Source organism: Erythrobacter sp. Dej080120_24, assembly GCF_036322605.1.
Lineage (GTDB): Bacteria > Pseudomonadota > Alphaproteobacteria > Sphingomonadales > Sphingomonadaceae > Erythrobacter > Erythrobacter aurantius.
This window is the reverse complement of the sequence record NZ_AP027262.1, coordinates 668970-691186: the sequence shown is the minus strand read 5'-3', so window position 1 is coordinate 691186 and position 22217 is coordinate 668970. Positions and strand designations below refer to the sequence as shown.

The following is a 22217-nucleotide window of genomic DNA, read 5'->3' as shown; positions in this document are numbered from 1 at the left end:
GCGCCGATGATACAGGCAAGGAAAACGTTACAGACGGGGTATTGAAGGCATGACAAGAGGGCTTGGAGCGCGTTCAGCTGTATTGAAGCTGGCGATGGCGGCGCTGGCAGCAGCGACTGCGGCAGCGACCGGGGTAAGCGCGCAGCCGACACCGCCACCCCTACCCGATCGACCTCTGCCAGATGCGGACGTGCCGGTTGCCCGGCCTGCTCAACCCCTGCCATCGATCCTTGCGATCCTTGCCCATCCCGATGACGAGATCACCATTGCCCCCGTGCTGGCCCGAGCCGCGCGCGAAGGTAGCGAGGTAACGCTGGTGTTCGCGACCAGTGGTGATGCCGGTCCGGGCGTGAGCGGGATGGAACCGGGTGAGAAGCTCGCCGCGCTGCGCGAGTACGAGGCGCGTTGTTCCGCTTTCGCGCTGGGCGTGGGCGAGCCGATTTTCTGGCAATTGGGCGATGGCCAATTGTCGACAATGGCACGCGCGCCTGACAGCCCTGCACGCGATCTGGCGGAACGCATCGCTTCGATCATCGCGATCCAGCAACCCGGAGTGATCATGACCTGGGGCCCGGACGGCGGCTATGGTCATGCCGATCACCGCATGGTGAGCAATGCGGTAACGCAAGTGGTTCAGGCCATGGGTCACGATCGGCCCGACCTGCTCTATGCCGCGCTGCCTTCGGGCGAGGAAACCACCATCCCTGGCTTCGAGAACTGGGCAACGGTCGATCCCTCGCTTGTCACTGATCGGCTGCGGTATGAAATGGCCGATCTCGACGCCGCTCGCGCCGCGATTGATTGCCATGCCAGCCAGTTTCCTGAATCCGCCCGCACGATGCTGCCCTACCTGCTGCACCGGAATATCTGGCGCGGATCAGTGTTTTTCAGGCTCGCGCTGCCCCGATTTGAGCTTGCACATTAGACAGGCCTGATTGGGGTCGTGGAAAAGCGCCGTCATATCTGCCCCAAGAGTTGGGATTCGCCCCCCGCGCGCCTATATAATGCGCATGGAAACCAACAACTCTGACAATCAGGAAAACCCACCCGCCAAGGCCAAGACAGGCGGGGAATATGGCGCGGATTCGATCAAGGTTCTCAAAGGCCTGGATGCCGTGCGCAAGCGCCCCGGGATGTATATCGGCGACACCGATGACGGATCGGGTCTGCACCACATGGTGTTCGAGGTTTCCGACAACGCCATTGACGAGGCGCTGGCCGGGCATTGTGATCTTGTCCTGATCGAATTGAACCCCGACGGGTCGGTTTCCGTGGAGGATAACGGCCGCGGCATTCCGGTGGGCATGCACAAGGAAGAAGGCGTATCCGCCGCCGAAGTCATCATGACCCAGCTGCACGCAGGCGGAAAGTTCGAGAACACGTCGGACGACAACGCCTACAAGGTTTCTGGCGGTCTGCACGGCGTGGGCGTTTCGGTGGTCAACGCGCTGTCTGAATGGCTCGAGCTGACGATCTGGCGCGAAGGCAAGGAACACTGGATGCGGTTCGAGCATGGCGATGCCGTCGCCCCGCTCGAAGTGAAAGGCGATGCGCCCAAGGTCGATCAGAACCCTGACGACAACGGCTTCAAGAAGGGAACTCGGGTCACCTTCAAGGCCTCGCACGACACTTTCAAGAACGTTACCGAATTCGATTTCGACAAGCTTGAGCACCGCTATCGCGAGCTCGCCTTCCTCAATTCCGGCGTGCGCATCCTCCTGCGCGACAAGCGGCACGAGGAAGTTCTGGAGCACGACCTGTATTACGAGGGCGGGATCGCGGCCTTCGTGAAATGGCTCGATCGTAACAAGGAAGCGTTGATCGTGGAGCCAATTTCGGTGTCGGCCGAAAAGGACGGCATCGGGATCGATGTCGCTCTGGAATGGAACGACAGCTATTATGAAAACGTCCTTTGCTTCACCAACAACATTCCGCAGCGCGACGGCGGCACCCATCTGGCTGCATTCCGCGCCGCGCTGACCCGTACGCTCAACAATTACGCCGATCGTTCGGGCATGCTGGGCAAGGCCAAGGTCTCGCTTTCGGGTGAGGACATGCGCGAAGGGCTGACCGCGATCGTCAGCGTGAAACTGCCCGATCCAAAGTTTTCTTCGCAGACCAAGGACAAGCTGGTCTCCTCGGAGGTGCGCCAGCCGCTCGAAAGCCTGATGGGCGAAAAGATGAACGAATGGCTGGAGGAAAATCCCGGCGATGCCAAGTCGATCATCCAGAAGATCATAGACGCAGCCGCCGCGCGTGAAGCCGCCCGGCGCGCGCGCGAAATGAGCCGCAAGGGCGCGATGAGCGTTGCGTCACTGCCCGGCAAGCTGGCCGATTGCCGCGAACGCGACGCGACCAAGGCTGAAATCTTCCTGGTAGAGGGCGATTCCGCAGGCGGATCGGCCAAGGGCGGGCGTGACAGCCAGTATCAGGCGATCCTGCCGCTGAAGGGCAAGATCCTGAATGTCGAACGCGCGCGGTTTGATCGCATCATCTCGTCCAAGGAAGTCGGCACGCTGATCCAGGCGATGGGCACCGGCATCCGCGACGAATTCGACCTCGAAAAGCTGCGCTATCACAAGATCGTGATCATGACTGACGCAGACGTCGACGGCGCGCACATCCGCACGCTGCTGCTCACCTTCTTCCACCGCCAGATGCCCGAAATCGTCAAGGCGGGGCACCTTTTCATCGCCCAGCCGCCACTGTTCAAGGTCGCCAAGGGCCGGAGCGAGGTTTATCTCAAGGATCAGGGCGCGCTGGATCGCTATCTGGTCGATGCCGGATTGCAGGGCCGGGTGCTGGAAACCGCGGGCGGCGCGCGCTCGGATGCTGACCTGCGCGAAATCGTCGATCAGGCGCTGCGGCTGAAGAACATGATGGGCTTTGTCCCGCGCCGCTATGACACGGGAATCATCGAACAGATGGCGCTTTGCGGTGCTCTCGATCCCAAGCTTGGCGATGGCGAAAGGCTCGCCGTGCTCGAAGCAGCCGCGGCAAAGCTGCAGGCGGGCGATGCCGATGCGACATGGAGCGTGCGCGTGCTTGAAAGCGGCACGGTGCAATTCTCGCGGCTATGGCGCGGCGTCACCGATGTCCATGAAATCGAAGGCCGCTTCCTCACCAGCACCGAAGCGCACAAGCTGCATTCGATCGCCGGGCCGCAAGCCGAGACCTATGAAAGCGCCGTGCGTCTCGTGAAGGCCGGCGATGCGCAGGATGACGAGCCCGAAGCCGACGAGGCGGAGGGTGAGACCGAAGACAGCGGGACCGCTATATCCGAGGACGCGATCACCCGCCCGAGCCAGTTGCTCGACGCGGTGCTCGCCGCCGGGCGCAAGGGTCTATCGATCAGTCGCTACAAGGGACTGGGCGAAATGAACCCCGAACAGCTGTGGGAGACCACGCTCGATCCGGAAAACCGAGTGCTGTTGCAGGTCAAGGTCGAGGACGCCGACGTCACCGATGAAATCTTCACCCGCCTGATGGGCGACGTTGTCGAACCCCGGCGCGAATTCATCCAGAACAACGCTCTCAACGTCGCGAACCTCGACGTGTGATCGCGCTGGCCGCCCTCGCGGTGGTCTTGCTTGGCGCAGCATGGCTGGTCTTCGTCGCGGCGGTGTGTGCCATGCGGCCGGATGCGGCGCGCGACGGGCTTGCGCAGATGGGCGCGAACTGGCGGATGCAATTGGGCGAGCATGTGCCTCGCGCCGTGGTGGGAGCCGCGCTGATCCTGCGTGCCGCGCAATCAAAAGCACCTGTGCTGTTCGAAATCGGCGGCTGGTTCATTCTGGCCAGCTCGATCCTGATCCTGTTGCTGCCGATGCGCTGGCACCACGCCTATGCCGTGTGGTGGGCCGAGCGGATTCCCTTGCGGGTCTATCGCCTGTTCGCCCTGCCGACTGCGGCGGCCGGCGCAATGCTGGCTTATGCCGCCCTCTAGGGGCTTGATGTTTCGTTGCTAAAGCCCGACATCATCGGGAATGTCAGAAGCCGAACCTAACGACACATCCGCGCTCGAACACTGGAGCTTCCTGCTGCTGCTGGCGGCGGTGTCTTTCCTTTTCATGTGGGTCGCGTGGCCGTTTGCAGCACCGATCATGTGGTCGGCGCTCGCCGCAATCATGTTCCAGCCGCTGTACCGATGGTCGCTCAGAAAAACGCGGGGCAAACGCAACCTCGCGGCTTCACTCGCCCTGACGATCATCTTTATCGCGGTGCTTCTGCCTGCCTTGTTGATCGGATCGCTGGTGATCAACGAAGCCTTGGCACTGGTGAACAACTTCCGCGAAAACCCGATCGATATCGTCGCATGGTACGAAAGCATTTATGCCTTGCTGCCGGCCACGCTTCAGCAATTGATCGAGGATAACGGCTGGACCGACGTCTCTTTCCTGCAGGAGCGGTTGCAGGGCATTCTCGGTGAAAGCGCCGGTATGCTGGCCAGTCAGGCGGTGTCCATCGGCAGCGGTGCATTCGGCTTTTTCCTCAGCTTCGGCCTCGGCCTTTACGTCCTGTTTTTCCTGCTGCGCGATGGCGGGCGGATTGGCGAGACGATCCTGCATTCCGCGCCGATCGAGCGGGAGATTGCTGATCTTCTGGCCGAGCGTTTCCTCGGCATCGTGCGCGCCGTGATCAAGGGATCGGGCGTGGTCGGTCTTATCCAGGGCGCGCTGGGCGGCATCATGCTGGCGATTGCGGGCGTGCCCTCGCCACTGTTGCTGGGCGTGCTGATGGCGATCCTCGCCTTGATCCCCGCCGTCGGCACGGCGCTGGTCTGGGCTCCGGCAGGCGTGTGGCTGATCGTGGTCGGTGAAGTGTGGCAGGGCGTTTTCGTGCTGGGAGCGGGTTTCCTCATCATCAGCAGCGTCGACAATGTCCTGCGCCCGATTCTGGTCGGGCGGGACACCGGGATTCCCGACTGGATCATCCTGATCACGACGCTGGGCGGAATTTCGCTCGCAGGGTTCTCAGGCATCGTGCTCGGACCGCTGGTGGCGGGGCTGTTCCTGGCCAGCTGGGGCATTCTGCAGGAACAACGCGCCGAAGACGAAGAGGCGAGGGCAAAATATCGCGCCCGCGTCGATGTCGACGGCAGGGCGCTCCCCCCGGAGGACGACAACGCCGCCGACAATCAACCCCAAGCCGCGATGCAGGAAGGCTGAACCGGTGCAGTCGATGGTGGAGCCGGGCAGTCAGGCGGAGCAGGTCGGCCGCCTGATCCTTGCCGGTTTCATCGTGATCGCGCTGCCCTCGCTGCCGCTGGGCACCTATCTGATCTATCCCTTCGCGATCCTGACCACGTGGTTTCACGAGATGGGCCACGGGCTCAGCGCGCTGATCATGGGCCAGCGGTTTGATCAGCTGATGATTTTCGCCGACGGTTCGGGCGTTGCGCAAAGCGCGGTGGCGCATGACGCATCGCCATTCGTCCATGTCGCGATTGCCGCGGGCGGACCGCTCGCGCCGAGCCTGTTCGGCGCCGCTCTGATCCTCGCGAGCGCGCATCAGCGGCTGTGGCGGCCAACCTTGTGGGTGAGTGCGATCCTGATCTTTGCCTCGGTCATCATCTATGTCCGCTCGGCCGTCGGCTATGCCGTGCTGCCTCTGATCGCGGCGGGGCTGGCGGTGATCGCGTGGAAGGCTTCGGACGGGGTGGCGCGCTTCACGCTGCAATTCCTCGGCATCCTTGGCGCGATGAGCATGCTGCGCGACTGGAATTACCTGTTTTCGGAAAGCGCCGTGATCGGCGGGCGCGAGATGCTGTCCGACACCGGCCAGATCGAAGCCTCGCTCTATCTGCCGCACTGGCTGTGGGCGATCCTGCTGATCGCCGTGTCTGCCGTGCTGGTGGGGGCCAGCCTCAAATACGCGCTGGCGGACAAACGGCGGATCAGGCTTCAGCCAAAGCCGCCTGCCAATGTGCTGCAATTCCGGCGCACACCGCGCGACAAATAGCGCGGCGGCCCCGACGGTTCAGGACGCCACCCGGATCGTGTTGACACCGCGTGCCTGCGTTCCGGTTTCGCCGGAAAGCCCGATGAAGATCGTGTCGATGATCCGCGCCAGCTTTTCTTCGGACAGCTTGGGCGCGACGTAGATCAACGAATCCGGCAGCGTGTAGGGCGACACCATCTGGTTGATCAGCGACAGCGCCTCGTCGATTTCCAGCCCGGCGAAATATCCGTCCGCCTGCGCCTGCACGATGATTTCGCACAGATAGTGATCGGCCAGATCGACATAGCTGCGCACCCGCTCGAAATTGGCCGCGCCCATTTCGCACAGCATCCGGAAATTCTCGGGGTCTTCGCGAAAGCGATCGCGCGAGATGACGAAGCGCCTGCGGAAGAATTCGTACATCTTGCGATTGGGCGGAAGATCGGTGTCGAGCACCTCTTCCATCACCTTCATGTGCGGGGCGAGCCAGATCGCGGCAACCGCATCGAACAGGTCGTCATAATCCTCGAACACCCATTCGAACCGGCTGCGCGAAAGCCCGCTTTCGGTCTGGGCGACCGAAAAGGAAATCTCCGTCCCACGCGCCTTGACGAGATCGAGCACCATGCTCGCAATGCGCTTGCGCTCCTGCTGGCGGGTCTCTTCGCTCAAAGGCATGGGGCGGGGGTCCTCCTGATTTCGGCCCTAGATAGGGGGACAGGCCGTCGTCTTAAAGGCATAGCACGGAATTTTGTGCGGCGCAGCATCCTGCCTGCATGGCCGCACGATTCAGATGTCGTTTTTCCCGGCGATAATGTCGCGCGCCTGTTGTTCCAGCACCTTGTAGCGTTCGAGATCGGGGATTTTCGACCGGAACCATTCGGCGATCTTCAGCAGATCTTCGCCATAATTTCCGGTGGGCATCATCGGGGGGCTGAACCCGATCGTGCGCTTGTCATTGTCGGCATAGGCAAGGACGATCGGCACGCCCGCGGCCTTGGCGATGTTGTAGAAGCCGGACTTCCATTTCCCATCGGAGCTGCGCGTACCTTCAGCCGCAATGACGAGGTTCAGTTCGCTGCGCCGGTCGAATTCCACCTTCATCTGCTCGACCGTGTTGGCTTTCTTCGTGCGGTCGACCGAGATGCCGCCCATGTCGAGCATGAAGTTCTTCATCATGCCCTGAAACAGCGTGTGCTTGCCCATGAAGTTGGGCTGCACCTTTTCCTGCTTGGTGGCCCCTGCGAAGAACACGAAGTCCCAGTTGGACGTGTGCGGCGCACCGGCAATCACACACTTCTTCACGCCTTCGGGAAACCGTTCGACGATCTTCCAGCCGCGCTGCCAATAGAAAAACAGGATGATCCGGTTCACGATGCGCGACAGCAGCGTGACGTTACGGGTTTCGTTGTGTTTCAAGCGTTGATCCCTCTCTCGCTCATACATCTGCCCTCAACCGGGGGAGTTACGCAAGGGAAAGCGTGGGGGTTGCCGAATTGCGCGATCACATCCGGAACACACCGAACTGAGGCCGCTCAGCAATCGGCGCTTCCAGCGTCGCGGCAAACGCCAATCCCAGCACGTCGCGGGTCTGCACCGGGTCGATCACCCCGTCGTCCCACAGGCGGGCGGTGGCGTAGTAGGGGTTGCCTTCGTCTTCGTATTTCTGGCGGATCGGGGCCTTGAACGCTTCGGCCTCTTCGGGTGTCCATTTGTCCGCGTCGCGGTGGACGGTGGCGAGGACGCTTGCGGCCTGCTCCCCGCCCATAACCGAAATGCGGGCATTGGGCCAGGTGAACAGGAAACGGGGGCTATAGGCGCGTCCGCACATGCCGTAATTGCCCGCGCCAAAGCTGCCGCCGATGACCACGGTGACTTTCGGCACGGTCGCGGTGGCGACGGCGGTGACGAGCTTCGCGCCATGCTTGGCGATGCCTTCCGCCTCATACTTCCCGCCGACCATGAAGCCGGAAATGTTCTGGAGGAACAGCAGCGGGATACGCCGCTGGCAGGCGAGTTCGATGAAATGCGCGCCCTTTTGCGCGCTTTCGCTGAACAGCACGCCGTTGTTGGCGAGGATCGCAACCGGCATTCCCCAGATATGGGCAAAGCCGCAGACCAGCGTCGATCCGTAATGCGCCTTGAACTCGTGGAATTCGCTGCCGTCGACCAGCCGCGCGATTACTTCCTTCACATCATAGGGTGCGCGCACGTCCTCGGGGATGATGGCGTAGAGGTTTTCCGCGTCGAATTTCGGCGGGCACGGGTCTTTCAGCGCCACGTCCTTCGCCGCAGCCGTGTTTAAGCCCAGCTGGCTGACGATATCGCGCACGATGGTGAGCGCGTGTTCGTCATTCTCCGCCAGGTGGTCAACCACGCCCGATTTCTTGGCGTGCAGATCACCGCCGCCCAAGTCTTCGGCGCTGATCTCTTCGCCCGTCGCGGCCTTCACCAACGGAGGTCCGGCGAGGAAGATCGTCCCCTGATTGCGCACGATCACTGTCTCGTCGGACATGGCGGGCACATAGGCGCCCCCGGCGGTGCAGCTTCCCATCACGCAGGCGATCTGCGGGATGCCGAGTGCGGACATGTTCGCCTGATTGAAGAAGATGCGCCCGAAATGCTCGCGATCGGGGAAGACCTCCGCCTGATACGGGAGGTTCGCGCCGCCGCTGTCGACGAGGTAGATGCAAGGCAGGCGGTTTTCCTGCGCGATTTCCTGCGCACGCAGGTGCTTCTTGACCGTCATCGGGTAGTACGATCCGCCTTTGACGGTCGGATCGTTGCACACGATCATCACCTGACGGCCTGAGACGCGGCCGATCCCGCAGATCATCGACGCGCCGGACACATCGCCTTCATACATGCCGTTGGCGGCAAGCTGTCCTACTTCGAGGAAGGGCGAGCCGGGATCGAGCAGCCGCTCGACCCGTTCGCGCGGCAACAGTTTCCCGCGTGAGACATGCCGCTCGCGATGCTTTTCCGGCCCGCCCAGCGCCGCTTCGGCGACAGCGGCGCGAAGATCGCTCGCAAGCGCCTTGTTATGCGCAAACCGCGCCTTGGCTGCCGGGTCTTCGCGGTCGAGCTTGGTGGTGAGAACGGGTGCGGTCATAATCGAGCTCTAGCGTTTCTTCACGAATTCGGCACGCAGGACGAGGCCTTTGATACCGGGATATTTGCAATCGATCTCCTGGCTGTCGCCGGTCAGCCGGATCGACTTGATCAGCGTGCCCTGTTTGAGCGTTTGTCCCGCGCCCTTGACCTCAAGATCCTTGATGAGCGTCACGGCATCGCCGTCAGCCAGCAGATTGCCCACCGCGTCGCGCACTTCGACGATGTCTTCTGCTGCCTGCCGCGCGGCGAATTCGCTGGCTGGCATCCATTCGCCCGATGCTTCGTCATAGACGTAATCTTCGTCGCTCATCGTGCGGCTCCGGTCAGCCTGGCATCGGGCTCTGTCAAAAGAACGGGTGCGGTCATTGTTTCTCTTGCCTCTCCTTGCCCCGCCAATGCTCCCATGCGGCGAAAAACACAAACGCGGCAAAGACGCTTTGCAGGGCAAGGCTGAAATAGAATTCCTCATAGCCTGCGATGAAGGCGGTGTAGCCGTTCACCAGCACATTGGACGCCATGATGGCGACGCCCAGCCACACGCCCCACCGCTCTCGCACCCAGATCAGCACGGCGGCGAGCGGATCGAGGAACGTCAGACTGGTCCAGTAGATGTTCCACGGCAGCGGGCGGAAATCATAGGGCAGCCAGCCGCCGTGATAGAGATCGAGCGAATGGGTGATCGTCCCGATCAGAAACCCGACAGTCCAGATGATCCGGGCGATGGTGGGCATCTCAGAAAACTTCCGGCCATTCGAGATTGTTGCTGTCAGTCCAAGCGAGACTGGCGGGCGCGGCCACGGGGCAATTCAGGAATTCGGCGATTGCCCGCACGGCCTCTTCACCGCTGACGAGGCTGCTGGCCGGGACGGTCGCTTCTGCATCGCTTTCCAGCCAGCCCTCCGCATGCTCCTTGCCTTGCGAGTACCACATGGAATTCGCCATTGGCTGCTGCTGGCTGTAAATATCATAGGCCAGCGAAAAGCCGTGCCCGCCGATGGCCTCAATCATCAGCGTGCGGCGCTCACCGCCATTGTCCGCAAATTGGAGCGTGCCGTAATCGCCCGGCTGCAATTCCCTGCATGACCCGGCGACAATCGCCTCACGAAGTGCGACTGCATCGATCGGCCTGCCGCCGAGCAGCAAGGTCGAGTGGAAACCGCTCAACCCGCAGCCCCGATCAGCTCACGTCCGATCAGCATCCGGCGGATTTCGTTCGTGCCTGCACCGATGTAGAGCGGCTTCGCGTCGCGCATGTAACGTTCCACCGGCCAGTCAGTGGTGTAGCCCGCCCCGCCCAGCGCTGCTTCGGCAACAGCGGCGCGAAGATCGCTCGCAAGCGCCTTGTTATGCGCAAACCGCGCCTTGGCTGCCGGGTCTTAGCGGTCAAGCTTGGTGGTCAGATCGGGTGCGGTCAAAACACCTCTCCAGCGAGAATCAAAAGTCCGATTAGAGACAGCAGAAAGCCGCCAGGATGCTTGGCCTTCATCATGGCCAGATTTGTAAGTCCAAGCACAAGCCACAAGCCACCTGTTGCCCATACTAGCAATTCTGGCGTTTCCGGTAGAACGAGAATGAGTGCGGTCAGCAAAAAGAACCCGCTGGAGGAGTGCCAGCCAAACCGAGTGATCCCTTGGGTCATCGGGTCCCTGATAAACGGATCATCAACCGCAAGGGTTGGCTCGATCAGCTTCTTCTCGCCCAACAAAGAATGGAAGATTGTCGCAACGACGATCAAGCCGGCTGCGATTATGTGAAGCCAGCTCACCCCGCCGCCCCAATCAACTCGCGCCCGATCAACATACGTCTGATCTCGTTCGTCCCAGCGCCAATGTCAAGCAATTTCGCGTCCCTCATGTAGCGTTCGACCGGCCAGTCGGTGGTATAGCCCGCCCCGCCCAGCGCCTGCACGCTCTCGGCGGCCACGCGGAAGGCGTTCTCGCTCGCCAGCAGGATCACCCCGGCCGCGTCGAAGCGCGTCGTCTGCCCGGCGTCGCACGCCTTCGCCACCGCATAGGTGTAGGCGCGGGCCGATTGCAGCGCGACATACATGTCGGCAACCTTGGCCTGCATCAGCTGGAAGCTCCCGATGGGCTTCCCGAACTGCTTCCTCTCGCGCAGGTAGGGGATCACCGTGTCGAGGCACGCCTGCATGATGCCGAGCTGCAACCCGGCGAGCACCACGCGTTCATAATCAAGCCCGCTCATCAGCACCCCGACGCCGCCGTTCAGCGGGCCCATGATGCGATCTTCGGGAATGAAGCAGTCGTTGAACACCAGCTCGGCTGTGGGCGAGCCCTTCATCCCGACCTTGGAAATCTTCTGGCCGATGGAAAAGCCCTCATCGCCCTTCTCGATCAGGAAGGCGGTGATGCCGCGCGATCCGGCGTGGCCATCGGTCTTGGCGTAGACAACCAGCGTATCGGCCTCGGGTGCGTTGGTGATCCAGAACTTGGTGCCGTTGAGGACGTAGCCGCCCTGTACTTCGTCGGCCTTCAGCTTCATCGAAACCACGTCGCTGCCCGCGCCCGCCTCGGACATGGCGAGGCTGCCGACGTGTTCGCCGCTGATGAGCTTGGGGAGATATTTGGCCTTCTGCTCGTCATTCCCCCAGCGGCGGATCTGGTTGAGGCACAGGTTCGAATGCGCGCCATAGGACAGGCCGAGCGAAGCCGATGCGCGGCTGACTTCCTCCACCGCGATCACGTGTTCGAGATAGCCGAGGCCGAGGCCGCCGTCTTCTTCCTCGACGGTGATGCCGTGCAGGCCCAACTCGCCCATCGCCTGCCACAGCTCCGCGCGGGGAAAGTAATCGTCACGGTCGATCCGTTCCGCCAGCGGCGCGATCTGTTCATCGGCGAACCGCGCGGTGGTGTCGCGGATCATCTCGGCCGCTTCGCCAAGCTGGAAGTCGAAATCGGGGGTGGCGCGCATGATATGTTCTCTGACAGGCAATGATTGTTCGGTATCTAGCGCGCATAGCAACACCCCGATCAAACGCCAATGCCCGCGCAACACCGTTTGACGGCAATCGCGCGTGCTGTATGTCCACATGCGGGATACCTCTGGAGCGCCATGCAAGGAGCGAACCGCTGAACTTTTCCGAACCACGGCCATGGCCCACGGGCACCCCTCCGGCAGAAGATTTCTGCAAGGAGGACGAACGGCTCGTCATCCTCTCCGGCTTTCATGCCGATGATCTGTTCGGCGATGAGGAACTGGCCCGCATCACCCGCTTTGCCGCGCGCCTGTGCAATGCGCCCAGCGCGGCTGTCAGCCTGGTCGAGGCGCACCGCCAGCGTTTCGTCACGGGTGAAGGGATAGGCGTATCGGAAACGCCGCGCTCCACCAGCTTCTGCGCGCATACCATGCTGGGCCATGATCTGCTCGAAGTGCTGGACGCGACGCAGGACCCGCGCTTCGCCGAATTCGCGATGGTGCGCGGCGATGCACATCTGCGCTACTATGCCGGGGCGCCGCTGATTTCGGCGGAGGGGGCGCCGCTTGGCGCGCTGTGCGTGACCGACACTGTCCCTCGCAGCGAACCTCTGTCCGACTTCCAGCGCGAAGGGCTGGCGGTGTTGGCCGAGGCGGTGATGCGACGCCTGCATGCACACCGTCAGGCCAACATGGCCGATAGCGAGCTGAAGGAGAGCGCCGACCGGCTGCAATTCATGCTCGACAGCGTGCCCGATATCGCCTGGTCAGCCGCGCCCGGCCCGCATTTCGATTACTTCAACGCGCGCTTCAGCGAAGTCACCGGGCGGGCCCCGCTGCAAGACGTAGAGGACTGGCGCACGATCATCCACCCGGACGATTTCGAGGCCACCGCGATCAAATTCCAGCACGCTCTGGATACGGCCACCTTCTTCGAGGACGAATGGCGGCTGCGCCTTGCCGACGGCAGCTTTCGCTGGGTCATCTCGCGCGCCGTCCCGTCAACCGCCGATCCGGCCACCGCGCGCTGGTTCGGCACGCTCACCGATATCCATGATCGCTACAGCATCTCGCAGGAGCGCGAATTGCTGGCGGGCGAGCTGGCGCACCGGATCAAGAACATCTTTTCGGTGATCACCGGTCTGATCTCGCTCAACGCACGCGGCGACAAGGCGCTGTCCGAATTCGCCGCCAGCATCACCGACAATATCCGCGCGCTTTCGCGGGCGCAGGACTTCGCTCTCAACATCGATCCCGAACCCGAAGACAACCTCAAGGAACTGCTCGGCGTCTTGATGTCGCCTTATGGGGTGGGGGATTCCAGCGCGGTGATCATTACCGGCGACAATGTCATCACCGGCGCACGTGCGACGACACCGCTGGCGCTCGTGTTCCACGAACTGGCAACCAATTCCGCCAAGTATGGCGCGCTGAGCGTTGCCGAGGGTGCGGTTTCGATCACCATCGAACAAGCCGATGCCGACGTGCGGATCGAATGGCGCGAAACCGGCGGGCCGCCAACGCAGCCGCCGCAGGACAAGGGCTTCGGATCGCGGCTCGTCACGATGGCGATCGAGCATCAATTGGGAGGCAAGATCGCACAGGATTGGCAACCGGACGGCCTGATCGCGCACATCTCGATACCGGCTGCGCGGCTGCGCCAATGAGACCGGCGCTGCCGGCGCGAACGCGGAACTTGGCGGATTGCCATTTCGCTTATAGGCTTGTGCGGCAATGCGCCTGAACTCACCGACGATCCTGCCGCTGCTGGCCACCGTCTTTGCCGTATCCGCCTGCGCGGCCGGGGACGAAGACAACTCCGCCCCTGCCGAAACACAAGCCCCTGCGCCAGACGACAAAGCCGAACGGCGTGGCCGCGACATTTCCTTTTCCGAAACCGCCTGGCTGACGGTGGGTGTGGACGGCGCGGTGCAGACAACCTTCTTTGATGCCGACGGACGCTATCGCGATCTGCGCAACGGCACTCTGGCAGCCCAGGGCGGCTGGGAACGCCGCGGCGATGGGATGCTGTGCTTTGAGCCGGACACCGGGAGCGGGGCGTGCTGGGATACCGGGCCGGTTGACGACAAGGGCGAGGCAATCGCCACCGATACCGCCGGAAAGCGCATCGCCATCAAGCGCGTTGCCTATATCGCTCCTGCCGCCTCCGATACGGCGGAAGCAGGCGACTGAAGGGGTATCCCATCAGCGACACCGTCCAATCCGGCAGCGTCCCTGACGCAATCCTGACTTTCGATCGGGTCGAGCGCCGCTATGGCGACGTGGTAGCCGTTGGCGGTGTCAGTTGCAGCATCTCCAAAGGCAGCTTCGTCGCGCTGGTCGGATCGTCGGGATCGGGCAAGTCGACCCTGCTCAAGATGGTCAACACGCTGGTGACACCGACAGGCGGGCGGGTGCTGTTCGGCGGCGAAGACGTGACCACGATGAAGCAATCGCAATTGCGCCGCCGGGTCGGCTATGTGTTTCAGGGCATCGGCCTGTTCCCGCATTTCAGCGTCGGCGAGAATATCGCCATCGGCCCGCGGCTGGCCGGTGAGAAACTTGCCGCTGACCGCATCGCGGAACTGCTCACTCTGGTCGAACTTGACCCGGAAATGGCAAGTCGGATGCCCGATGAACTGTCGGGCGGGCAGCGCCAGCGGGTTGGCGTGGCGCGGGCGCTGGCGGGCGATCCGGAACTGCTGATCATGGACGAACCCTTCGGCGCGCTTGACCCGATCACGCGTGCCGCACTGGGCGAGAAGGTGCGCGAGCTGCACGACACGCTCGGCCTGACGACGATCATGGTCACGCATGACATGGCCGAAGCGCTGCTGCTGGCAGACCGGGTGATGGTGATGAGCCAGGGTGAACTGGTCGCTGACGAAACCCCGCGCGCGCTGCTCGGCGGTGCCGGAGGCGAGATCGCGCAGGGGCTGGTCGCCGTTCCGCGCGAACAGGCAGAACGGCTCGCGGCGATGGAGCGGCGCACACCGTGATCGAGATCTTCGAAACCCTGCTCGGCCTTGGCGACAAGCTGGCGGCCCATGTCGTGCTCGCCGCGAGCGCTATCGGGCTGGGCATTCTGGTGGCACTGCCGCTGGCGGTCTGGGCCAGCCGCTCGCCTGCCGTCTCGCGCATCGCGCTGGGCTTTGCCAGCCTTGTCCAGACCATCCCGGCGCTGGCGCTGCTGGCGCTGTTTTTCCCGATCCTGCTTAGCTTGCGCGCGGTGTTTGGCGAAGATTTGCCCACGCTCGGCTTCCTGCCCGCCCTGTTGGCACTCGCTCTCTATGCACTGCTGCCGATCCTGCGCAACGCGGTGACGGCGCAGGCCAATCTCGATCCCGGCGTGCTTGAAGCGGCGGACGGCGTCGGCATGACAGGCTGGCAAAAGCTCACCCTCGTCGAAGCGCCGCTGTCCGCGCCCTTCATCATGGCCGGCATCCGCACCGCGAGCGTGTGGACCATCGGAGCGGCGACGCTTTCGACCACCATCGGCCAGCCGAGCCTTGGCGATCCGATCTTTGCCGGGCTCCAGACCCAGAACTGGGCGCTGGTCGTGGCCGGTTGTCTTGCGAGCGCTGGCCTCGCACTCGTTGCCGACTGGCTGCTGTGGTGGATCGAACGCGGCATTGACGAACGCAAGCGGTGGAAGTGGCTGGGCGCGCTGATCGCCGTAGTGGCCGGAGTGACAACGGCGCTGGCCTACCAATCGGGCGGTGATGACGAAGACACCATCGTGATCGCGTCCAAGCAATTTTCCGAACAATACATCCTCGCCAAGCTGATCGGTTCGCAGCTTGAGGCGGCGGGCTACACCGTCGAATATCGCGACGGGTTGGGATCGGCGGTGGTGCACAGCGCTGTCGCTTCTTCCAGCATCGACATCTCGGTCGATTACACCGGCACGATCTGGACCAACGAGCTGCGCCGCAACGACAATCCCGGGCGCGAGGCGATGTATGAAACCATCGTCGAATGGGAACGCGCGAACACCGGTATCCGGGTGCTGGGGCGGCTCGGGTTTGAAAACGCCTACGCCTTCGCCATGCGCGAGGATCGCGCCGCCGAACTGGGCGTGACCTCTCTTGAGGAACTTGTGCCCTATGCGCCGCAGCTGACTGTCGGCGGCGATCCCGAATTCTTCGAGCGGCCCGAATGGATTTCGGTGCGCGACGCCTATGGGATGCGCTTTGGCGAAACCCGCAATTTCTCTCCCACCTTCATGTACAACGCGCTGAAATCGGGCGAGGCCGACGTGATCAGCGCCTACACCTCCGACGGGCGGATCGCGGCGGACCGGCTGGTGGTGCTGAGCGACCCGCGTGAGGCGCTGCCCAGTTATGACGCGATGCTGATGCTGTCACCGCGCATCGCCGGAGACGAAGGCATCGCCCGCGCGCTTGAGCCGCTGGTGGGCGCGATTTCGGTGGAGGCCATGCGCGAGGCGAATTTCGCCGTGGACCGCGAAGGTGAAGGCAAATTGAACCCGACCGAGGCCGCCCGCGAACTGGCGCGCAAGATCGGGCTGTAACACCCCGCAGCCTTCATTGCTGCACCTGCGGGGGAAATTGACAAAGCCGACACAGTTTCAGCCTCCTATGTCCGGATCAAACTGTTGGTTTGAAGGGGAAAATGGGGCTTCAACCGAAATTGACACATATCCTATTTTAAAAAAATTCCCCGGCCCTCAAAGCCCGCCAAAGACCAACAAATTGAAAGAGCCGGTATGACCGTAACCGAACCGGCGAGAGTAGGAAAATGATCTAGCGCACGCGGCGCCAGGTCTGTGCCTGACAGAACGGCCCGATGCAGCCGCGCACCTCGATCGTGTCAGGGCCGGTGCGGCGGATGATGGAACGATAGCTGCGCCCCGACTTGGGATCGTAGATGCGCCCGCGCCACAAATCCGATTCCTGGCGAAACTCGGTCAGAATCGGCAGGCCAAGCAACTTGCGGCTGCGCAGCCGCGTTTCGGGATTGTTGATGTCGCGCTGATCCGCCCCATCGGGTGGCGGAACCAGAAACCGCGAAATCGTGCCGCAGGTGGTGTTGCCGCAGGGCTTGATCTCGACAATCGCGTCACGCTCTGCCGTCACCCAGCGGCCCGAAATCGGCTCTGCCGCGGCGGCATGGGTGGCGGTGATCATCATCGCAGCAATCGCCGTCAGCAACCCCATCAACATGCGTGCCATCATTGCCGGATCTCCTGAGCGTGCGGACAGAATACGCCGGAAAAGCGGCGCGGGTTACATTCTAATCGAAACCGACCCCGATGGGCCAGCGCCTTCCGCAAATGCCCAGCACCTTGAACAGCGCGCCCATCTGGCCGTCGTCCACCAGCCGGTCAAACTGGCGTTTCAGCTTGGCCTGTTCCTCTGGGATCTTGCGCACCAGCGCCTCGTGCCGGATTTCGATCCCCATGTTGCGCAGCCAGTCGCCCTGCATTGTCAGGCCCATGACATCCGCGCCATTGGCTTCGGCGACGTGTTTGAGCAGTTCGAAATCGACATGGGTGGTCAGGTCGGCTTCGCCCGGATGCTTGAGCGGATCGACCTTTTCATGCGCGCGCAGCGCCTGCAGCGTCGATCCCGCGCGCAGTTCGAACGGGCCGTAGTCGATGATCAGCGCGGCCCCGCCCTGCTCCTTCAGCCGCTGGGCGATTTCGGCCATCACCGCGCTGGCGGCGGCGCTGGTTTCGATCATCGTCCCTTGCGGCGCGCTTTTCCAGCTGGGCGGTACGATCGCGTCCATCGGCTTGTCCCCGGCGACGAACACCAGATCATCGCCGTCCAGCCCGATCATGCGTTCGTGCCAGCCCTGTGCCGAGCGCACCAGCTGGTGCACCGGCAGCGCGTCGAAGAATTCGTTTGCGATGATCAGCAGCGGCGCATCGTCGGGCAGGGTCGACAGATCATGGTGGTGGGTCGCCTTCGGGAAAGCCTCAAGCTGGAGCTTGCGCAATTCGGGCGAGGTTTCGACGAAGTGGATTTGCGGGTCGAATTCATAGCGCGCGGCGGTGCGCAGCGCGTCCTTTGTCAGCGTGCCGCGTCCCGGGCCGAGTTCGACATAATGGATGCGCTTGCGCGATCCCATGCGCACCCACAGATCGGCAAACCACAGACCGATCAGCTCGCCGAACATCTGGCTGACTTCGGGCGCGGTGATGAAGTCGCCTTCCTCGCCCAGAGGATCGCGGGTGGTGTAATAGTGCGCGTTGCTCTCCGCCATGAAGTGCGCGAGGCTGATCGGGCCGGTTTCGCGGATCAGGCGGCGGAACGTCTGGCCAAGATCTTTCGGCTTGGCGGGCGCGTCCTGTTTCGGCTCTGACGGCTTGTCCTGCTTGGCGGATTGGGCCTTCTTGGCGGATGGAGCCTTCTTCACCGCTTGGGCTTTCTTCGCAGCCTCGGCTTCGGCCTCCTCCATCGCCTTCGCTTCGGCTTCAGCCTTGGCTGCCGCCGCTGCTTCGGCTTTCTTCTTCTTTTCAGATTCTGCCTCGGCCTTGGCCTTGGCTTCTGCTTCTTTCCGGGCTTTCTCTTCGGCAGCCTTCTTTGCCTTGGCTTCGGCTTTCGCTTTTTCTTCCGCCTCTTTCCGGGCCTTGGCCTCTTCGGCGGCTTTGGCTTTTGCCTCGGCTTCCTTCTTCGCCTTTTCTTCGGCTTCGCTGCGTGCCTTCTCTTCCGCTTCCCGCTTGGCCTTCTCTTCCGCTTCCCGCTTGGCCTTCTCTTCCGCTTCCCGCTTAGCCTTTTCCTCGGCCTCCTTCTTCGCCTTGGCGGCGGCTTCGGCTTTCGCCTTCTCTTCTGCTTCGCGCTTGGCTTTCGCTTCAGCTTCCGCCTTGGCCTTTGCCTCGGCTTCCTTGCGCGCCTTTTCTTCGGCCTCTTTCTTCGCCTTCGCTTCGGCGGCGGCCTTGGCCTGCCGCTCGAGTTCGAGCCGGGTCTTCTCGCGCAGCTCGGCCTCGATCCGTTCCATTTCCTCCGCTTCGGCCTTGGCGCGGGCTTCGGCTTCCGCCTTTGCCTTGGCCCGGGCTTCTGCCTCCGCCTTGCGACGGGCCTCTTCCTCGGCGGCTTTGGCGGCCTTTTCGGCTTCTTCCCTGGCCTTCTTATCGGCGGCTATGCGCGCTTGCTCCCTGGCAAGCTCTTCGGCCTCCGCCTTTGCGCGTTCCTCGGCATCGCGCTTCGTCCGTTCTTCTGCTTCGCGCCGTTCGCGCTCTTCCGCCTCGCGGCGCGCCTGTTCCTCGGCCGCCTTTCGCGCTTCCTCGGCTGCGGCCTGCGCGCGCGCTTCGGCTTCCGGATCATAGCCCGGCTCGATGGGAACAAGCGTTTCAGTGCCGTCGGGTTCGATCAGGCGCAGACTGCTGCGCCACGATCCGAAAAGGGCGATGCTGCCTAGGCTGCGGCCGGCGCCGAGCTCCCCGTTCCAACGGGTTTCCTGGTCACGGCGAAGATCGTGACAATCAATCCAATCAGTATCAGCGGTATTGTCAGCCATTGGCCCATCGATAGTCCGGTTCGCACCGCGAAGTCAGCCAGTTGTGCATCCGGCTCGCGGAAAAATTCGTTAACAAAGCGGGCAATCCCCATGCCCAGCATGAACACGCCCACCAGCAGACCGGGGCGATAGCGCGCGTTCGTCTTCCAGAACAGCAGCAGCAGGATCACCAGCAGCGCCAGCCCTTCGAGGCCTGCCTGATATAGCTGGCTGGGGTGACGCACGATTTCCCCCGCGCGCGGATCGGGGAACACCATGCCCCACGACACATCGGTGGCGCGGCCCCACAATTCGCCATTGTTGAAATTGGCAAGGCGTCCCAGCAGCATCCCCATCGGCACGCCGGGGGCGACGTAATCGCAGATCCGCAGGAAGTTCAACTTGTTGCGGTAGGTGACAAACAGGATCGCCAGCACCACGCCGATCAGGCCGCCGTGGAAGCTCATTCCGCCATCCCACAGCCGCAGCAGCTTCCAGCCGATGAACCCGTCAGCCGAAAAATCGGTGAATGCGCTGGGAATGCCGGTGTCGCCACCGGTGTAGAATGCCGCGTATCCCAGCCTGCCGCCCAGAATCACGCCCAGCGTGCAATAAAAGAACAGATCGTCCGCATGGCGCTGCGCCATCGGCGCGCCGGGTGTCTTCAGCGCCTTCGACGTGTGCCAGTAGGCAAAGATCACCCCGATCAGATAGGCCAGCGAATAATAGCGCAGCTGGAACGATCCTAGTTCGAACAGATAGGGCCGCATGCCGAGGTCCGACCAGTAAATCGGGTCTGCAGCGCCGCCGCTTGCAGCAAGTAGTGACAGCACGGATGGAACCTCTTAATGGTAATGATACGCCGTATCGCGTAACCGCGTTGATACGGTGTTTTGGCACAGCATGGGGCCGGGGGAAAGACCCCTGGCAAATCCCGACAGGCGCGCCGCATCAGTTTTGCCTGCCGTACCCCGCACGGCAGTTCGAGAGGACAAACCCGCCCGGTTCGTGGCGAGACGAAGGAGAGAGACCCGCATGCCCACCCAGCTGGACAATGCACTTGAAAAGATCATCACCGCGCTGACCCAGGAGGGGCAGCCGTTTCACACAAGCCCGTTCGAACGCGACGGCGTGACGATGCCCGCTTTCACCGTCGCCCCGCCGACGCTGGCGCATTACTTCGCGCATTTCTGCAACGAGCATAAGGACGTGCCGTTTCTGGTCGATGGCGATCTGCGCCTGACCTTTGGCGAAACCTATGCCGCGGCGATGTGCGTCACCGAAGGTCTGGTGAAGCTTCATGGCGTCGAAAAGGGCGACCGGATCGGTATCGCGGCGCGCAATTCGGCCAACTGGATGATCGCTTACATGGGCATTGCCATGGCTGGCGGCTGCGCGACACTGCTCAACGGGTTCTGGGGCGGGGAAGAGCTCGCCTATGGCATCCGTCTGGCCCAGTGCAAGCTGGTGCTGGCCGATGCAGGCCGCGCCGCGCGGCTCGAAGGTACCGAGCATGACGCAAAGCTGGTGATGATCGATCATTCCGTTCCGGCAGAAGGCCTCGCCAATATCTGGGCCGCACCTGCCGACATGGCCGGATCAGTCGCGATGCAGATGCTGGGCCAGCTCGGCCCGGACGATCTGGCAACCATCCTCTACACATCAGGCTCCACCGGACAGTCGAAGGGTGCATTCTCCGATCATCGCGGCGTCGTTTCCGGCGTGATGAACTATGTCGCACAGAGCGCGATGGCCAAGTTCCATCTCGAAATCCAGGGCGAGGATGTAAGCGCACAACCCTGTGCACTGGTGGCCGTGCCGCTGTTCCACGTCACCGGCGAAGTGCCGCTGTTCCTGCAAAGCTACGCGATCGCGCGCAAGCTGGTGCTGATGCCCAAATGGGACGCCGAAGAGGCGCTGCGGCTGATGGCTGCGGAAAAGGTGACCTATTTCGTCGGCGTGCCGCTGATGAGCTATGAGATCGCAACCCATCCCAACCGCGCAAACTACGACCTGTCGGCATGCAAGAGCTTTGCCGCCGGCGGTGCGCCGCGCCCGGTTGAACACGTCACCCGGATCAAGGACGCCTTCCCCGGCGGTTTCCCGATCCTCGGCTATGGCCTCACCGAAACCAATGCGGTGGGCTGCGGCAACTTCAACGAAAACTACCTCGCGAAACCCGGATCGACCGGCAAGGCATCGCGCCCGCTGGTGGAACTGGCGATCCTCGACGATGACGGCAATCATCTCGAGAAGGGCAAGGTCGGCGAAGTCTGCATCCGCAGTGTCGCCAATTTCCGCGGCTATTGGGACAATGAGGAAGCAACCGCCAAGGCGTTCACCAAGGACCAGTTCTTCCGCACCGGCGACCTCGGCTATCTTGATGAAGACGACTACCTCTTCATCGTCGATCGCAAGAAGGACATCATCATCCGCGGCGGTGAAAACATCACCTGCATCGAGGTGGAAGATGCGATCTACGCGCACAGCGACATCGCCGAATGTTCGGTTTTCGGCCTGCCGGATGATCGCATGGGCGAAGTGCCCGCAGCAATCTTCCGCGTGAAGGACGGCCGCACCCCGATGACGGCGGCTCAGCTGCGCGAATTCCTGCTGGCGCGGATTGCGCCCTTCAAGGTTCCGCTGGAAGAGCATATCTGGGTAACCGATGAAGCTCTCCCCCGCCTTGGCACGCAGAAGATCGACAAGAAATCGCTGCGCGAAACCTATACCAAGCAGCTGGCGGCGGCCTGATCCGCTGCCCG

Annotated in this window: 21 protein-coding genes and 1 pseudogene; 10 read left to right on the top strand and 12 right to left on the bottom strand. The window is 62.6% G+C overall.

All coding sequences use genetic code 11. The features are described from left to right. Window positions 1–49 precede the first annotated feature (49 nt). The 5 genes from AABA34_RS03400 to AABA34_RS03380 all read left to right on the top strand — a co-directional run bounded on the left by AABA34_RS03400 (window position 50) and on the right by AABA34_RS03380 (window position 5961). The gene (locus tag AABA34_RS03400) at window positions 50–925 is read left to right on the top strand and encodes a PIG-L deacetylase family protein (RefSeq protein WP_338303897.1); all 876 of its coding nucleotides are present in this window, start codon (window positions 50–52) and stop codon (window positions 923–925) included. An 85-nt stretch (window positions 926–1010) separates the two neighbouring features. After that, complete coding sequence (gene gyrB / locus AABA34_RS03395; RefSeq protein ID WP_338303896.1) at window positions 1011–3560, top strand: DNA topoisomerase (ATP-hydrolyzing) subunit B; 2550 nt, start codon at window positions 1011–1013, stop codon at window positions 3558–3560. Beyond that, a complete protein-coding gene (locus AABA34_RS03390) occupies window positions 3557–3946 on the top strand; it encodes a hypothetical protein (RefSeq protein WP_338303895.1) in 390 nt (129 codons plus the stop codon). The genes gyrB and AABA34_RS03390 overlap by 4 nt, the downstream gene beginning before the upstream one ends. Before the next feature lie 40 nt (window positions 3947–3986). Then, window positions 3987–5168, top strand: a complete 1182-nt coding sequence (locus AABA34_RS03385; protein WP_338303894.1) for an AI-2E family transporter — start codon at window positions 3987–3989, stop codon at window positions 5166–5168. A gap of 13 nt (window positions 5169–5181) precedes the next feature. Beyond that, the gene (locus AABA34_RS03380; protein WP_338304676.1) at window positions 5182–5961 is read left to right on the top strand and encodes a M50 family metallopeptidase; all 780 of its coding nucleotides are present in this window, start codon (window positions 5182–5184) and stop codon (window positions 5959–5961) included. An 18-nt stretch (window positions 5962–5979) separates the two neighbouring features. Here the strand turns inward: AABA34_RS03380 and AABA34_RS03375 are convergent, their stop codons facing one another. From AABA34_RS03375 to AABA34_RS03335, 9 genes and pseudogenes are all read right to left on the bottom strand, one after another. Then, window positions 5980–6618 carry a hypothetical protein gene (locus AABA34_RS03375; RefSeq protein WP_338303893.1) on the bottom strand — a complete coding sequence of 213 codons (639 nt, stop codon included), beginning with the start codon at window positions 6616–6618 and terminating at the stop codon, window positions 5980–5982. Between the two features lie 111 nt (window positions 6619–6729). Next, window positions 6730–7359 carry a lysophospholipid acyltransferase family protein gene (locus tag AABA34_RS03370; RefSeq protein ID WP_338303892.1) on the bottom strand — a complete coding sequence of 210 codons (630 nt, stop codon included), beginning with the start codon at window positions 7357–7359 and terminating at the stop codon, window positions 6730–6732. 85 nt (window positions 7360–7444) lie between these two features. Beyond that, the gene (locus AABA34_RS03365) at window positions 7445–9052 is read right to left on the bottom strand and encodes a carboxyl transferase domain-containing protein (RefSeq protein WP_338303891.1); all 1608 of its coding nucleotides are present in this window, start codon (window positions 9050–9052) and stop codon (window positions 7445–7447) included. A 9-nt stretch (window positions 9053–9061) separates the two neighbouring features. Further along, window positions 9062–9364: an alkylphosphonate utilization protein gene (locus AABA34_RS03360; protein ID WP_034956207.1), complete on the bottom strand. Its 303-nt coding sequence runs from the start codon at window positions 9362–9364 to the stop codon at window positions 9062–9064. A 52-nt stretch (window positions 9365–9416) separates the two neighbouring features. Continuing rightward, entirely contained in the window at window positions 9417–9785 is a 369-nt protein-coding gene (locus AABA34_RS03355; protein ID WP_338303890.1) for a hypothetical protein, read from the bottom strand. A gap of 1 nt (window position 9786) precedes the next feature. Then, window positions 9787–10218: a hypothetical protein gene (locus tag AABA34_RS03350; RefSeq protein WP_338303889.1), complete on the bottom strand. Its 432-nt coding sequence runs from the start codon at window positions 10216–10218 to the stop codon at window positions 9787–9789. Beyond that, window positions 10215–10403, bottom strand: a pseudogene (locus tag AABA34_RS03345) (acyl-CoA dehydrogenase family protein); the annotation flags it as partial. The gene AABA34_RS03350 and the pseudogene AABA34_RS03345, both read right to left, overlap by 4 nt. 62 nt (window positions 10404–10465) lie before the next feature. Further along, a complete protein-coding gene (locus AABA34_RS03340) occupies window positions 10466–10819 on the bottom strand; it encodes a hypothetical protein (RefSeq protein ID WP_252260598.1) in 354 nt (117 codons plus the stop codon). Further along, complete coding sequence (locus tag AABA34_RS03335) at window positions 10816–11985, bottom strand: isovaleryl-CoA dehydrogenase (RefSeq protein WP_338303888.1); 1170 nt, start codon at window positions 11983–11985, stop codon at window positions 10816–10818. The genes AABA34_RS03340 and AABA34_RS03335 overlap by 4 nt, the downstream gene beginning before the upstream one ends. A 110-nt stretch (window positions 11986–12095) precedes the next feature. On the opposite strand from AABA34_RS03335, the gene AABA34_RS03330 reads away from it, so the two are divergent. The 4 genes from AABA34_RS03330 to AABA34_RS03315 all read left to right on the top strand — a co-directional run bounded on the left by AABA34_RS03330 (window position 12096) and on the right by AABA34_RS03315 (window position 16522). Next, entirely contained in the window at window positions 12096–13655 is a 1560-nt protein-coding gene (locus tag AABA34_RS03330; RefSeq protein WP_338303887.1) for a sensor histidine kinase, read from the top strand. A gap of 67 nt (window positions 13656–13722) precedes the next feature. After that, on the top strand, window positions 13723–14181 hold the full coding sequence (locus AABA34_RS03325; protein ID WP_338303886.1) for a hypothetical protein: 459 nt from the start codon (window positions 13723–13725) through the stop codon (window positions 14179–14181). Between the two features lie 89 nt (window positions 14182–14270). After that, window positions 14271–14987 (top strand): ATP-binding cassette domain-containing protein, encoded by a 717-nt coding sequence (locus AABA34_RS03320; RefSeq protein WP_338303885.1) that lies wholly within the window; start codon window positions 14271–14273, stop codon window positions 14985–14987. Then, window positions 14984–16522, top strand: a complete 1539-nt coding sequence (locus AABA34_RS03315; protein ID WP_338303884.1) for an ABC transporter permease/substrate-binding protein — start codon at window positions 14984–14986, stop codon at window positions 16520–16522. The genes AABA34_RS03320 and AABA34_RS03315 overlap by 4 nt, the downstream gene beginning before the upstream one ends. Before the next feature lie 232 nt (window positions 16523–16754). Here AABA34_RS03315 and AABA34_RS03310 read toward each other — a convergent pair whose 3' ends face one another. The 3 genes from AABA34_RS03310 to lgt are packed head-to-tail and all read right to left on the bottom strand — an operon-like array spanning window position 16755 to window position 20285. Next, the gene (locus AABA34_RS03310) at window positions 16755–17186 is read right to left on the bottom strand and encodes a DUF2147 domain-containing protein (protein WP_338303883.1); all 432 of its coding nucleotides are present in this window, start codon (window positions 17184–17186) and stop codon (window positions 16755–16757) included. 58 nt (window positions 17187–17244) lie between these two features. Then, a complete protein-coding gene (locus AABA34_RS03305) occupies window positions 17245–19473 on the bottom strand; it encodes a class I SAM-dependent methyltransferase (protein WP_338303882.1) in 2229 nt (742 codons plus the stop codon). After that, a complete protein-coding gene (lgt, locus tag AABA34_RS03300; RefSeq protein ID WP_338303881.1) occupies window positions 19371–20285 on the bottom strand; it encodes a prolipoprotein diacylglyceryl transferase in 915 nt (304 codons plus the stop codon). Before lgt ends, AABA34_RS03305 begins: the two co-directional genes overlap by 103 nt. Before the next feature lie 202 nt (window positions 20286–20487). Here lgt and AABA34_RS03295 point away from each other — a divergent pair, with 202 nt between their 5' ends. After that, a complete protein-coding gene (locus AABA34_RS03295; RefSeq protein WP_338303880.1) occupies window positions 20488–22206 on the top strand; it encodes a class I adenylate-forming enzyme family protein in 1719 nt (572 codons plus the stop codon). The last annotated feature ends 11 nt before the right edge of the window (window positions 22207–22217 follow it).